This is a genomic window from Streptomyces formicae, from assembly GCF_002556545.1.
Taxonomy (GTDB): Bacteria; Actinomycetota; Actinomycetes; order Streptomycetales; family Streptomycetaceae; genus Streptomyces; species Streptomyces formicae_A.
Map to the genome: position 1 here is coordinate 4432968 of NZ_CP022685.1, position 13544 is coordinate 4446511.

The window sequence follows — 13544 nt, forward strand, 5'->3', positions numbered from 1 at the left end:
CGCGGCATCGTTACGCCGGGTCGGCCGGAGCTCGCGCCTCGGGCCGTCCGCGCGTCAGGACGCGAGGACCTCGTCAAGCAGGGCCTCGGCCTTGTCCTCGTTCGTGTTCTCCGCGAGGGCGAGCTCGCTCACCAGGATCTGCCGTGCCTTGGCGAGCATGCGCTTCTCACCTGCGGACAGTCCGCGCTCGCGCTCCCGACGCCACAGGTCACGCACGACTTCCGCGACCTTGATGACATCGCCGGAGGCGAGCTTCTCGAGGTTCGCCTTGTAGCGGCGAGACCAGTTCGTGGGCTCTTCGGCGTACGGCGCGCGCAGCACTTCGAAGACCCGGTCCAGTCCATCCTGACCGACCACATCACGCACGCCGACGAACTCCGCATTGTCCGCTGGCACACGTACCGTCAGGTCGCCCTGGGCGACCTTCAGCACCAAGTAGGTCTTGTCCACGCCTTTGATCTGGCGAGTTTCGATGGCCTCGATCAGCGCGGCCCCGTGATGGGGATAGACCACGGTGTCGCCAACCTTGAACGTCATGTGACAGGTACCCCTTCCGTGGCTATCCATCCTAACACGAGAACTGCCTCTTCTGAATGGCGTTTTCGCAGGTCAGGGCATATCTCGGGGCTTGACAACAGCAACAGGAACGTGCTGCGGAGGGGGTGCGGAACGGGGTATTCGCAGGTCGGAGCCGCTCTCCGGGGAGGCGGAAACACACACGTTACGTACCCCTCAAGAGGGCCCCAAGAGGCCGAACGTCCCGGTTTGCCAGGTTCCAAGCGGTGAACTTCCGCTACTCCGTTCGGTCGGCGGAGAGGCGTACGGATCCGCGTCCGAGACGATTCCGGAATTGATCAAGAAGCCCGGTGATCAATTCTCCGGCCCCCCATGCATTCCTTACGGGAAATCCGCAAGGCGGGCCCGAAGAGCTCTTGACGGCGCTTATGTGAATGATGAACAAGGGGCGCCGGAACACTCCCGTGGACACCGTGGCGAAACCGCGCACGCACCCCGCGGGCGCGACGCGTGCACGACACCTCGTGACGCAAGGGGCGGGTCGGGTGCGGTGGCGCGGGAACGGCTCGGTAACCTAAGCGCGCTGACACACCCTTAGGGCGGCTTTACGGCCGTCCGCCCGTCCCGTACCGCCCACGTTCAAGGAGTAGCCGCCGCCGTGAGCCGCAGCCTTCGACGCGGCGCAATCGCCGCTTCCGCCATCGCGTTCTCGCTCGCCACGCTCGCCGCCTGCGGCGCCGGCAACAACGCGCAGACGATGGAGGTCAAGCCGGACAACGCCGCGACCTCCGTCGGTGACATCAAGATCCAGAACGCCATGGTCATCACGCAGCCGGACCTGAAGTCCAAGGGCCCCGCCGTGGTCTCCGCGACGGTGTTCAACACCGGCAGGACCGCCCAGACCCTGGAATCGATCACGGTCGACGGCACGGCCAAGAAGGCCGAGCTCACGCCCGGCAAGGACGACAAGGACTCCAAGCCGAAGGGTCCGCTGACCATCCCGGCCGGTGGCTCCGTCGTCATCGGCGGCGAGAACAACGCCGCCGCCGTCCTGCCGAGCAGCCGTGAGGCCATCAAGGACGGCAACGCGCAGAAGGTCACCTTCTCCTTCAGCAAGACCGGTGACGTGGCGCTCCAGGCGTTCGTCGTGCCCGCCGCGAGCTACTTCGCCAAGTGGGGCCCGAGCGAGCTCCCGAAGGCGCCCGAGGCGGACGGCAAGCCGTCCAAGGACGCGTCCGGCAAGCCCTCGGGCAACGCCTCGGGCAAGCCGTCCGACGGCGCGAGCACGGACCCGTCCGGCAACGCCTCCAACGGCGCGGACACCAACCCGTCCGGCGACGCCTCGCACGACGCGGGCACCGGCACGGGTACGGGCACGGGCACCGGTACCGGCTCCGAGCACTGATCGACGTACGTACGTACGCAGCAAGAAGGGCGGGACCCCCACCGGGGTCCCGCCCTTCTTCGTGCCCGCCGGCAGGCGGCGGGGCGTGCTGTTTACGGCTCGAACTTGTAGCCGAGGCCGCGGACCGTCACCAGGTAGCGCGGCGCCCCCGGGTCCGGCTCGATCTTGGCGCGCAGGCGCTTGACGTGGACGTCCAGGGTCTTGGTGTCGCCCACGTAGTCGGCGCCCCAGACGCGGTCGATGAGCTGCATGCGGGTCAGCACGCGGCCCGCGTTGCGCAGGAGCATCTCCAGGAGGTCGAACTCCTTGAGCGGCAGGTCGACCTTGGAGCCGGAGACCGTGACCACGTGGCGGTCCACGTCCATGCGGACCGGGCCCGCCTCCAGGGCCTGCGGGGTGACCTCCTCGGGCTCGCCCCTGCGGCGCAGGACGGCGCGGATGCGGGCGACCAGCTCGCGCGAGGAGAAGGGCTTGGTGACGTAGTCGTCGGCTCCTATCTCCAGGCCGACCACCTTGTCGATCTCGCTGTCCTTGGCGGTGACCATGATCACCGGGACGTTGGAGCGGCTGCGCAGCTGGCGGCAGACCTCGGTGCCGGGCAGGCCGGGCAGCATCAGGTCGAGCAGGACGAGGTCGGCGCCGTTGCGCTCGAATTCGTCGAGTCCGTCCGGGCCCGTCGCCGCGATGGCGACTTCGAAGCCCTCCTTGCGGAGCATGTAGGACAGAGCGTCGCTGAAGGATTCCTCGTCCTCGACGACGAGCACTCGGGTCACGGAAGGACCTCCGGGGCAGGAATGGGTTCGTACGTGGTGGTCTCGTCGGGCAGGGCGTTCTCGTCGTCGAGCGCGCCACCGCCTTGACCTGGTCCGCGGTCGCGGTGCGCGGCTGCCTCGGGCAGCCGCAGGGTGAAGGTGGAGCCCTGACCCTCGGAGCTCCACACGGTGACTTCCCCGCCGTGCGAGGCGGCCACGTGCTTGACGATGGCGAGGCCGAGGCCGGTGCCGCCGGTGGCCCGTGAGCGGGCCGGGTCGACGCGGTAGAAGCGCTCGAAGATGCGCTCCTTGTCCTTGTCGGAGATGCCGATGCCCTGGTCGGTGACCGCCACCTCGATGAGATCGCCGCCGGGTGCCGTGACCCGGCGGGCGGCTATGCCCACGCGGGTGCGGGCGGGGCTGTAGTTCACCGCGTTCTCGACGAGGTTGCCGAGTGCCGCGGCGAGCTGGCCGCGGTTGCCCCAGATCTGCAGGTCGGCGGTGCCTCCCGCCGCCATGGTGATCTGCTTGTGGGACGCCTGGTGCCTGCTGCGGTCGATCGCCTCCGCCACCAGTTCGTCGACCCGGACGGGTTCGGCGTCCTCCAGGGGGTCGTCGTTCTGGACCCGGGAGAGGTCGATGAGTTCCTGTACGAGGCTGGTCAGGCGGGTCGCCTCGATCTGCATGCGGCCCGCGAAGCGCTCGACGGCCTCGGGGTCGTCGGAGGCGTCCATGACGGCTTCGGAGAGGAGGCTCAGGGCGCCCACGGGGGTCTTCAGCTCGTGGCTCACGTTCGCGACGAAGTCACGGCGCACCGCCTCGATGCGGCGGGCCTCCGTGAGGTCCTCGACGAGCAGGAGCACGAGCCGGGAGCCGAGCGGCGCCACGCGCGCGGAGACCGCGAGGGCCTCGCCGCGTCCGGTGCCGCGCCGGGGCAGGTCGAGCTCGACCTGGCGTATCTCTCCGTCGCGGCGGGTGTCGCGGGCCATCTGGAGCATCGGGTCCACGGCGAGCTTGCCGCCGCGGACCAGGCCGAGCGCGTACGCCGCCGAGCTCGCCTTGACCACGCTGTCCGCCTCGTCGAGGACGACGGCGGAGGAGCGCAGTACGGAGAGGACCGTGTCGACGCCGGGCGGAAGGACCGGGTCCGTGTGCAATGAGGTTCGGGTGGGGCGTTTCTGGTCGCGTTCGCTCCAGCGAAACGCCAGCATGGCGATCACGCCGGTGCACACCCCGGCGATCGCTGCCACTGCGGCGACCGCCGCGTTCACGTCCATGCCTCAAGGTTATGCGCCCTTTGAGTGCCGGTCACAGCCATACGAGTGCCGCCTCGAACACTCGTCGCCCAGAGTTCACCGAGGGGACGGATCCGGTTCATTTCCTCCGATCGACCCCAGGCCGGTCCCGCCGCGGCCCCCGTCCCCCGTCGCCCACAGTTCACCTTGATGACAGGGGTGGTTCATTCCGGGTGCCGGAAACGGACGCGTCCGGGCCACACCGTGGGAGCGTAGGGGCCAGCCCCCTGAGACGTACGAGAGAGGGACAGCCACATGCGGGACGCGTACCACGAGGAACTTGACTCGATCGGCGAGGGCCTGGTCGAGATGGCCCGCCTTGTCGGGTCCGCGATCGGGCGCGCCACGACGGCCATGCTCGACGCCGATCTCAAGATGGCCGAGAGCGTGATCGCGGCCGACCAGAAGGTCGACGACCTCCAGCACGACCTGGAGGCCCGCGCGATAGCCCTGCTCGCGCGGCAGCAGCCGGTCGCCACGGATCTGCGCATCGTGGTCACCTCGCTGCGGATGAGCGCCGACCTGGAGCGCTCCGGCGACCTCGCCCAGCACGTCGCCAAGCTGGCCCGCCTTCGCTTCCCCGACTCCGCGGTGCCCCAGGACCTGCACGCCACCATCCTGGAGATGGGCCAGCTCGCCCAGCGCCTGATGGCGAAGGCCGCGGAGGTCATCATCACCAAGGACGTCGACCTCGCGCTCCAGCTGGAGCAGGACGACGACGAGATGGACCAGCTGCACCGCACGCTCTTCCAGCACCTGATGGACGACCGCTGGAAGCACGGCATCGAGACGGCCGTCGACGTCACCCTGCTCGGCCGCTACTACGAGCGCTTCGCGGACCACGCGGTGTCGGTCGCCAAGCGGGTCGTGTACCTGGTCACGGGCGAGCACGCGGACGAGATCCAGCCGACGGGGACGCCGGTGGAGGGCGCGTAGCCCTTCGTACGGGCAGCCGCACGCGTATGTGCCCCGTGCCGCCGGTCCTTCCCGGCGGCACGGGGCACACGTGTGTCAGCCGCAGCCGCCGCCGCACTGGCAGGAGCCGCCGGACTGGCATCCGCACTGGCAGCCGGGGCCGCAGCTGCAGGAGCCGAGCAGGGCGAGCACCGGCAGGTGCCGCGCTTCGGTCGGCTGCTCGGGGACGGAATCGGGCATGGGGGACACGGCCATGGTCTCCTCCTCGAAGGCGTACTGGCGTACTGCCTGATGCCCATTGCATGCCCAGGGCGAAGGGGCGCGTCAACGGCGCACGCGCGCGTGGAGGGACCCTGAGTGCCGTGGCACCCCACGTGAAACTCCGTTCACGGCCTTCACAGGAATGCCCTAATGTGAGGGCGCTGTAACGGGGGCTCAACTCCCGGGCGTCTGGCCTGGGTTCTTCATATGTGGGGGGTCACATATCGTGCGTACGCGCACCGTCTCGACCGCGACAGCGCTCGCGGTCCTCTTCAGCTCCGCGGCACTCGTCGCGGTGACGTCGGGTCCGGCCGCCGCCGACTCGGCCAAGCTCCTGAACGTGAAGTCGGCGGGCGACGTGCTGGTGGACGGGGAGCACCAGCGCGTCTACGTCTCCGACCCGCGCGGCGGCAAGATCGTCGTCACGGACTACACGGGCGCCGTCAAGGCGACCCTGGACGGGCTGCCCGACGTCGAGGGCCTCGCGCTCTCGCCGGACTCCCGCCAGGTGTACGCGGCGGTCTCCGGGCTCAACCGGATCGTCTCCGTGGAGACGTCCACGTACACGCAGAGCGCGAGCTACGCGCTCGACGGCGCGGAGAAGCCGCGCACCCTGGCGCTGGCGAGCGGCAAGCTGTGGTTCGGCTACGGGCCCGACGCGGAGGGCGGCATCGGCTCGCTCGACCTCTCCGGGGACCAGCCGGTCGTCGCGCTCGGCCAGGACGGCGACGCGAGCTTCTACGCCGCTCCCGAGCTCGGCTCCGACCCCGATTCGGGGGTCCTGGTGGCCGGCGAGAAGGTCACCAGCAACGACACCCTGACCGTGTACGACGTGTCGGGCGAGAAGCCGAGGACGGTGGCGAGCAAGTCGGTCGAGGGCGGCTTCTTCGACGACATCGCGGTCTCCCCCGACGGCACGCAGGTCGTCACGGCCAGCGGGGCCCCGTACTACCACCCGGTGTACTCCACCAAGGACCTGTCCCCCGTGGGCCGTTACGACTCCGGGGACTACGGCGCGGCCGTGGACATCGCCCCGGACGGCACCGTGGCGGCGGGGACCTCCTCCTGGTACGGGCCCGACGTCCACATCTACAAGCAGGGCCAGTGGTCCAAGGTCCGCGAGTACGAGTTCCCCAACACCGGTCACAGCAGCGGCGGCGACACCCTGGCCGAGGGCGGCCTGGCGTGGGCGCCGGACGGCAGCAGGCTCTTCGCGGTCTCCTCCAACGACGCGGGCGCCTTCACGCTGCGGGTCCTGAACGACCCCGCCAAGTCCCTGCCGAAGCTCACGGTGACCGCTCCGGAGAAGGCGCCGCGGGCCAAGGAGCTCACCGTCAAGGGCAAGCTCAGCGGGTCCGGGATCCCGGCGGGCACCTCCCTGATGGTCACGCGCACGGACGTGGAGTCCCCGTCCCCCGGCAAGGCGCTGCCCTCGGTGAAGACCAAGGCGGACGGCTCCTTCTCCTTCAAGGACACCCCGCCCGCGGGCGGCAAGGTGACCTACAAGGTCGCGTACGCCGGTGACGCCACGCACGCGGCGACGTCCGCCTCGGACGCGGTGGAGGTCTCCCGCTCCGCGACGAAGCTGACCCTCGACAAGAACGGCAAGGTCTACTCCTACGGCGCCGACGTCTCCTTCACCGCGCACCTGGGCACCACGTACAAGAACCGCACGGTCGAGATCTGGGCGGACCCGTACGGCGGCGACAAGCCCAACAAGCTCATCAAGAAGGCCAAGGTCAACTCCCGCGGCGACCTGTCGGCGACGGTCGACATGAAGCGGGACACGGTGGTCACGGCCGTCTTCTCCGGAGACGCGCGGTACGCCTCCAAGAAGGTCACGTCCACGGCGTACGCCAAGGTCAAGATCTCCAGCACCGTCTCCAAGCACTACAAGACGGGCAAGATCGGCTCCACGAAGTACTACTACTTCCACAAGAACACCGATCCGGTGCTCTCCACGAAGATGACGTACTACAAGGGCCGCAAGCAGCGCTTCGAGGTCCAGGTCTACGGCCCGGACCGCAAGTGGCACTCCACGGGCTCGGAGTACTTCGCGCTCTACGCCGACGGCACCTCGCCGGTCCGCCTCGGCGCTCCCGGCGAATCGGGCATCCGCGCCCGCATCCGCTCGTCGTACGTGAACGGCAGCTCGGGCGACAACGTGAACTCGACGACGCACGGGGCGTGGAAGTACCTGAACTTCACGCGCTGAGCCAGTAGGCCGTTCCGGCCCGGGGTGAGCGCTTTGGCGCCAACCCCGGGCAACTGGCCCGTCACGGGGGTGCGTTCACGGTACACAGGAAGGCCGGGGACGTTCCGTCGCGCCTGATGGGAGGGCTGGCCGCGGTGATTCTGACGATCAATGTGGCGGTTCTGCTTGCCGTGATCATCGTCTTGCGGTTGCGCAGGCGCACACAGGCCAGAAAGCGGAGCGACGAGCAGCTGACCGTGGCCATCGTGCTGGTCTTCGGGGTGCTGGTCGCCCCGACCGGCTTCGGCCAGTGGATCCTGGAGACCACGGGGCAGCTCGCGGAGGGGATCACCCGGTCGGGGACTCCTTGAGCGGGCTGCCCCCTGGCCCGCACGTGGTCCTACCCGCCCCAGACCCGCCGCCCCAGCACCTGGTGAATCGCGGCGGTCCGCGCGCGGCCCTGCTCGCCCTCCGCATGCCCGCCGTCGGCCCGGATGGCGTCCATCGCGAGGAAGCGGAAGTCGCGTCGGGCCTGGTGTGCGGCGTCGACGGCGTGGCGCAGCTCGGCCGCGAAGTCGCGCGGCGGTTCAGCGGGCGCGTCAGCGTCGTCCCGCTCCAGGCTCATCAGCCAGACGTGGGCGAGGGACCGGGCCTTCTGGACCGCCGCCATCAACTCCGAGGCGGCATGGGCGACTTCTTCGGGCCCTTCGAGCAGTACGCCTTCGTAGGCCGTGCTGCTCGAAAGGCCGAAGACGTCCAGGCGTTCCGCGGCGGCGCTCCGCAGGGACGGAGCGGTCGACAGCGCGTGCAGGACCCAGTCGAGCGCGTCGAGTTGGCCGCCGACCTCCGCCGCGTAGTCGACGTACGCCTGCCGACGGGGCTCCCGCATCTGCGTCGCGAGGTCGGCGCGTATCTGCCGTTCCATCTGCCGGTGCTGGGCCGCCAGTTGCTGCGCCAGCTGGGACCGGGCGAAGAACCCGCTCACGCCGGCCGCGACGGCCGTTCCGCATGCTCCCACCGCCGCACCGAGGATTGCTGCAAGTCCTGCGTCCATGAAGGCATTCTGGGGGAACCCGGGAGGTCCGGCGGCACGTCCCCAGGGGCATGGGGAAACGCATGGTGCCGCCGGGCGCGGTCGGCTGCCTGCTGGCGGTCCTCGCCGCGGCGGTCGGGTTCGGCGTGTGGCGGCACGGGGCCGGGCCCGGCCTGCGCGGCGCCTTCGAGGGCGAGCGGGACCTGACCCTGTTGTACGTGGAGTTGCCGATGCTGCTGTTCGGCCTGCCCGCGCTCACGCTGGGGACCTGGCGCCTGACGGACTCGTTCCTGCACCACCGGGCGGGGCCGGCGGCGCGGGCGGTGTGGTCGACGGTGGCGGCTGCCGTGGCGGTGGGGCTGCTGGCCTGGGCGGGGCTGGTATGGCTGAACGCGCGGGTCGCGCCCTTCACACACCCCGAGTAGCCGAGCAGCCCCTAGCTGGGGGCTCAGCTCGGCGAAACGTCACGGACCAGGCTGGTCAGCGGCCCATGAGTGCGCCAGCCCAGAAACTCGTACAACGCCCGCCCCTCCTCCGTCGCGCCCAGCACCGCGTCCGAGGAGCCCCCGTCGGCGGCCACGTTCCCCAACGTCCGCATGACCAGGCTGCCGAGACCCTTGCGGCGGTGATCCACGGAGGTCTCGATCTGATCGAAGACGGCGGTGCGCCCGGGCCCCGGCACGGCGACCTGCCCCCGGGCGGCGAAGGCGCCGCCCTCATCCACGACGAGCACGCGCGTGACGCCGCCGCGCGTCCAGGTGCGTACGTGATACCCGTCGCGGGCCGGGGCGGCGACGGGCATCAGCGGCGCCGACATCAGGAACCCGTCGTCGTGGAACCGCCACCCGGGCGCGACCCACGGGGCGACGGTCGGCTCCGGCAGGAAGACCTTGAGCCAGGTCCCCGGGGCGGTGGCCGTCTCGGTCAGCTTACGAACCAGCGCCTCATCGGCATCGACCAGCACGTGCCGAGTGACGTGCCCGCTCAGCCCGACGTCGACGGTGAACCCCCAGGGCTCCCCGACGGGCTCCGCGGCGCCCCGCGAGACGACCCACCCCTCCACCCACGAACGTATGAGCCCGGCGTCCATTTCCCTGCCCCCTCCGTAATACGTGCAGATACTGACTGCACCTTACGCAACACGAAGCCCCCCGCTTGTGGAGATTCTCGAACGGGGGGCTCGAAGCGTCGCGCCGAAGGCGTCAGGGCTGGCTACTTCTTCTTGCCCTGGTTCTTGACCGCCTCGATCGCCGCCTTCGCGGCCTCCGGGTCGAGGTAGGTGCCGCCCGGGTTCAGGGGCTTGAACTCGGCGTCCAGTTCGTACGAGAGCGGGATGCCCGTCGGGATGTTCAGGCCCGCGATGTCCTCGTCGGAGATGCCGTCCAGGTGCTTGACCAGGGCGCGGAGGCTGTTGCCGTGGGCCGCTACCAGGACCGTCCTGCCCGTGAGGAGGTCGGGGACGATGCCGTCGAACCAGTACGGGAGCATGCGGACGACGACGTCCTTCAGGCACTCCGTGCGGGGGCGCAGCTCGGGCGGGAGCGTGGCGTAGCGGGGGTCGGAGAACTGGGAGTACTCCGCGTCGCGGTCGAGGGCCGGGGGCGGGGTGTCGTACGAGCGGCGCCAGAGCATGAACTGCTCCTCGCCGAACTCGGCCAGGGTCTGGGCCTTGTCCTTGCCCTGGAGGGCGCCGTAGTGGCGCTCGTTCAGGCGCCAGCTGCGGTGGACCGGGATCCAGTGGCGGTCGGCCGATTCCAGGGCGAGCTGCGCGGTGCGGATCGCTCGCTTCTGGAGCGACGTGTGGACCACGTCGGGGAGCAGACCGGCGTCCTTGAGCAGCTCACCGCCGCGGACCGCCTCCTTCTCGCCCTTCTCGTTGAGATTGACGTCCACCCAGCCGGTGAACAGGTTCTTCGCGTTCCATTCGCTCTCGCCGTGGCGGAGGAGGATCAGCTTGTACGGTGCGTCGGCCATGGCTCCGAGCGTAATCGAACTCCGGGGGGCCTCGCGCGCGAAGGACCGTGGGGCGTCAGTTGACGGGTGGTGTCAATTGAGTAGCGGGGCGGGACCTTCGACTCGTAATGTGCGGGAGCCGCTTGAGCCACTTACACGTACTGATGTTCCGGGGGTCCCACCATGCCATTCGCCGCCATGAGACACGCCGTCACGGAGAGCGTCTCGGGTCTGCCGCGCGCCTTCTGGTGGCTGTGGACGAGCACACTGGTCAATCGCCTCGGGGCCTTCGTCGCGACGTTCATGGCCTTGTACCTGACCCTGGAGCGGGGCTATTCGGCCTCGTACGCGGGACTCGTGGCCGCCCTGCACGGGCTCGGCGGCGTCGTCTCCTCGCTCGGCGCCGGCGTGATGACCGACCGGCTCGGGCGGCGGCCCACACTGCTGATCGCGCAGGCGTCGACGGCCGTGTCGGTGGCGGTGCTCGGGTTCATGGAGCATCCGGTCGCCATCGCGGGCGTGGCCTTCCTGGTGGGCATGGCCAGCAACGCGTCCCGGCCCGCCGTGCAGGCGATGATGGCGGACATCGTGCGGCCCGAGGACCGGGTGCGGGCGTTCTCGCTCAACTACTGGGCGATCAACCTGGGGTTCGCGGTCTCCTCGGCGGGCGCCGGGTTCATCGCCTCGTACAGCTATCGGGCCGGGTTCCTGATCGAAGCCGCCATGACCATGGTCTGCGCGATCGTCGTCTTCATGAAGCTGCCCGAGTCCCGGCCCGTGCGCACCGCCCTGGAGAAGGCCGCCGAGCCCGCTGTCGGGCTCGGGACCGTGCTGCGGGACGGGCGGTTCATGGGCGTGGTCGGGCTGTCCTTCCTGGTCGCGCTGATCTTCCAGCAGGGGTCCGTGGGGCTGCCCGTCGCGATGGGCGAGGCGGGGTTCACGCCCGCCGACTACGGGCTCGCGATCGCCGTGAACGGCGTCATGATCGTGGTCCTGCAGATCCCCGTCACGCGGTTCATCGAACACCGGGATCCGCGGCGGCTGTTGGTGGTCTCCTCGCTGGTCGCCGGGTACGGGTTCGGGCTCACCGCCTTCGCCGGGTCGGTCGGCCTCTTCGCCCTGACGGTGTGCGTGTGGACGCTCGCCGAGATCGTCAACGCGCCCACCCAGACCGGGCTCGTGGTGCGGCTCTCGCCCACCCACGGGCGCGGGCGCTACCAGGGCATGTACACGCTCTCGTGGTCGGTGGCCGCGCTGGTCGCTCCGCTGATGTCCGGCTTCATCATCGACCGGTTCGGCGCGGAGTGGCTGTGGGGTGCGTGTGCGGTGATCGGGACGGGGGCCGCGTTGGGGTACTGGGGGTTGATGCGGCGGCTTCCGGAGGAGGAGTACGTCACGGAGGAGGTCCCCGTCGCCGAGGTCCCCGCCGCCGACGCCCCCGTCGAGGCCGTCGTGGTCAGTGGTGGAGATCCCGTTGCGCCTCGTGCAGGTTCCGTGGCCGTACCGCGTCCGTAGTGCCGTACAGCTCCACGCGCGCGTGGAGGTCGCCGGTGAAGTCCGGTACGTCGATCTGGTCGAACTCGCGGACCGTGTTGAGGCCCACGGTGGCGCTGTAGGGGGCGAGTCCGTCGATCTTCATCAGGCCCGCGCGTTCGTTGGTGACGCGGATGTTCCAGTGCGTGAAGCGGGCTCCGAAGAGGGGGCCCGCGCTCGCGTCGCCGCCGTGCCTGCCGTTGTTGTCGACGGTGATGTCCGTACGCACGTTCGCGAAGGGCATCCCGCGGTGCGAGTCGAAGGTGCCCATCTCCATGCGGCCGCGCGACCAGACGTTGTGGGAGGAGAGGCCCTCGACGTTGATGCCGTGGAGCTGGGTGCCCGCGGGGGCCGGGGTCGTGCGCTCCTCGATCGCGAAGTCCTCGATGAGGTTGTCGTGCGAGCCCTCCCGGCAGAAGTACGGGTGGTGGGAGCCCCGGCCCGCCACGCGGGTGCGGCGCAGGGTGCAGGCGGAGGCGCCGACCAGGCCGAAGCCGTTGTCCACGTGGCGTACGACGACGTCGTCCGCCCAGCAGTCGTACGCGCACTGGAACGTGACGCCGTTGTGGCCCTTGTCCAGGAGGTGCGGGGACTGCGGGGTCTCGACCGCTTCGAGGGTCAGCGCCTCGACGCCGGAGTCCTTCAACTCCCTTGTGTGGGTGGTGAGCCGGGGGTCCCACTCCGGACGTACGTCCAGGGGGAGCGGCCGCTCGAAGGTGACGCGGCGCTTGGCGCGGTCGACGGCGGCGATCCGTACGGGCCACTCGTAGGGGACGTACGAGGTGAGCTTGGTCTTGTCGTCCCACGTGTACGCCGCGGGGCCCGGGCCGCCGCCCGCCATGTGCTGGAGGAGCGTGTGGTCCGCGTCGTCGGCGAGGCGGAGCAGGACGAGGGCGTCCTTGCGGAGGCGGGAGGCGTCGGCGACCTTCACCGACCAGGAGCCGCGGTGGGCGGGGGCGACGGTGGTGAGGGTCTCCCACTCGTCGCGCTTGTTGCCGGTCCAGCCCTCGAAGGGCCAGCCCTTCGCCCTGATCGCGGCGGTGAGCGCGTCCCAACGGGCCTCGGGGCAGAGCCAGATGAGGCCGCCCGCCCAGGACCAGCTGGACTTGTCGCCGCCGTAGCGTGAGCCGTAGGGGCCGATCAGCTCGGTGAGGTTCCTGGTGGCGAGGAGGGTGGTGCGGGCGCTGCCCGCGCCGCGCAGGGTGACGTGGTCGTGGGCGATGCGGATGACGTCGTCGACGCGGTGGGTGCCGGGTGGGATCAGGACCGTGCCCCCGCCGGACTCCCCCGCCGCGGCGAGGGCGCGGTTGATCGCGGGGGCCGCGTCGGACGTGCCGTCGGGGCTTGCTCCGTACCCGTAGTGGCGGATGTCGAACGTCCGCTCGCGGCGGGGGGAGCGGCGGGCGCCGGTGCGGGCGCCCGCGCGGCCCACGTAGGGGATCTGGGGGTGGGTGTAGGGGGTCGCGGTGAACTCTCGCCAGAGGGTGGGGGTTCGGGCGGTGGCGTGTGCCGTTCCGCCGGTCGCGGTGGCCGCCGCTACGGCTATCGCGCCTGCGAGTACGCCACGTCTGGTGGGGTGATCCATGCTGTCGCGCCACCTTCCCTTGTCCATGGATGTGAACTGTGTTCATGTGTGCGGTGGGGTGGAGTGGAGCATGGCATGGTGCTGCGCTTGGCGGAAGGGTTC

The 13544-nt window shown here is 70.1% G+C and carries 14 protein-coding genes; 6 read left to right on the top strand and 8 right to left on the bottom strand.

Features of this window, described 5'->3' with window-relative positions:
* Nucleotides 1-54: 54 nt before the first annotated feature.
* Complete coding sequence (locus KY5_RS18860; protein ID WP_003953493.1) at nt 55-537, bottom strand: CarD family transcriptional regulator; 483 nt, start codon at nt 535-537, stop codon at nt 55-57.
* Between the two features lie 637 nt (nt 538-1174).
* On the opposite strand from KY5_RS18860, the gene KY5_RS18870 reads away from it, so the two are divergent.
* A complete protein-coding gene (locus KY5_RS18870; RefSeq protein WP_098243365.1) occupies nt 1175-1921 on the top strand; it encodes a copper chaperone PCu(A)C in 747 nt (248 codons plus the stop codon).
* 92 nt (nt 1922-2013) lie between these two features.
* On the opposite strand, the gene KY5_RS18875 is transcribed toward KY5_RS18870, so the two are convergent.
* Nucleotides 2014-2694, bottom strand: coding sequence for a response regulator transcription factor (locus KY5_RS18875; protein ID WP_030682312.1), 681 nt, complete (start codon nt 2692-2694; stop codon nt 2014-2016).
* Nucleotides 2691-3950, bottom strand: a complete 1260-nt coding sequence (locus KY5_RS18880) for a sensor histidine kinase (RefSeq protein WP_098243366.1) — start codon at nt 3948-3950, stop codon at nt 2691-2693. The genes KY5_RS18875 and KY5_RS18880 overlap by 4 nt, the downstream gene beginning before the upstream one ends.
* A gap of 273 nt (nt 3951-4223) precedes the next feature.
* On the opposite strand from KY5_RS18880, the gene phoU reads away from it, so the two are divergent.
* The gene (phoU, locus tag KY5_RS18885; RefSeq protein ID WP_098243367.1) at nt 4224-4904 is read left to right on the top strand and encodes a phosphate signaling complex protein PhoU; all 681 of its coding nucleotides are present in this window, start codon (nt 4224-4226) and stop codon (nt 4902-4904) included.
* Between the two features lie 75 nt (nt 4905-4979).
* Here the strand turns inward: phoU and KY5_RS42205 are convergent, their stop codons facing one another.
* Complete coding sequence (locus KY5_RS42205; RefSeq protein ID WP_199843138.1) at nt 4980-5138, bottom strand: hypothetical protein; 159 nt, start codon at nt 5136-5138, stop codon at nt 4980-4982.
* 232 nt (nt 5139-5370) lie between these two features.
* Here KY5_RS42205 and KY5_RS18890 point away from each other — a divergent pair, with 232 nt between their 5' ends.
* On the top strand, nt 5371-7359 hold the full coding sequence (locus KY5_RS18890) for a WD40 repeat domain-containing protein (RefSeq protein ID WP_098243368.1): 1989 nt from the start codon (nt 5371-5373) through the stop codon (nt 7357-7359).
* A gap of 116 nt (nt 7360-7475) precedes the next feature.
* Nucleotides 7476-7709 carry a hypothetical protein gene (locus tag KY5_RS18895; protein ID WP_199843140.1) on the top strand — a complete coding sequence of 78 codons (234 nt, stop codon included), beginning with the start codon at nt 7476-7478 and terminating at the stop codon, nt 7707-7709.
* 29 nt (nt 7710-7738) lie between these two features.
* Here the strand turns inward: KY5_RS18895 and KY5_RS18900 are convergent, their stop codons facing one another.
* Entirely contained in the window at nt 7739-8392 is a 654-nt protein-coding gene (locus KY5_RS18900) for a hypothetical protein (protein ID WP_159072553.1), read from the bottom strand.
* Nucleotides 8393-8442: 50 nt separating this feature from the next.
* Here KY5_RS18900 and KY5_RS18905 point away from each other — a divergent pair, with 50 nt between their 5' ends.
* A complete protein-coding gene (locus KY5_RS18905; protein WP_098243370.1) occupies nt 8443-8796 on the top strand; it encodes a hypothetical protein in 354 nt (117 codons plus the stop codon).
* Between the two features lie 23 nt (nt 8797-8819).
* Here the strand turns inward: KY5_RS18905 and KY5_RS18910 are convergent, their stop codons facing one another.
* Nucleotides 8820-9461: a GNAT family N-acetyltransferase gene (locus KY5_RS18910; RefSeq protein ID WP_098243371.1), complete on the bottom strand. Its 642-nt coding sequence runs from the start codon at nt 9459-9461 to the stop codon at nt 8820-8822.
* Nucleotides 9462-9583: 122 nt separating this feature from the next.
* Nucleotides 9584-10345, bottom strand: a complete 762-nt coding sequence (locus KY5_RS18915) for a phosphoglyceromutase (protein ID WP_098243372.1) — start codon at nt 10343-10345, stop codon at nt 9584-9586.
* 162 nt (nt 10346-10507) lie between these two features.
* On the opposite strand from KY5_RS18915, the gene KY5_RS18920 reads away from it, so the two are divergent.
* Nucleotides 10508-11839: an MDR family MFS transporter gene (locus KY5_RS18920; protein WP_098243373.1), complete on the top strand. Its 1332-nt coding sequence runs from the start codon at nt 10508-10510 to the stop codon at nt 11837-11839.
* On the opposite strand, the gene KY5_RS18925 is transcribed toward KY5_RS18920, so the two are convergent.
* The gene (locus tag KY5_RS18925) at nt 11781-13442 is read right to left on the bottom strand and encodes a glycosyl hydrolase family 28-related protein (protein ID WP_098247345.1); all 1662 of its coding nucleotides are present in this window, start codon (nt 13440-13442) and stop codon (nt 11781-11783) included. The two genes, KY5_RS18920 and KY5_RS18925, sit on opposite strands and share 59 nt — an antisense overlap.
* Nucleotides 13443-13544 lie beyond the last annotated feature (102 nt).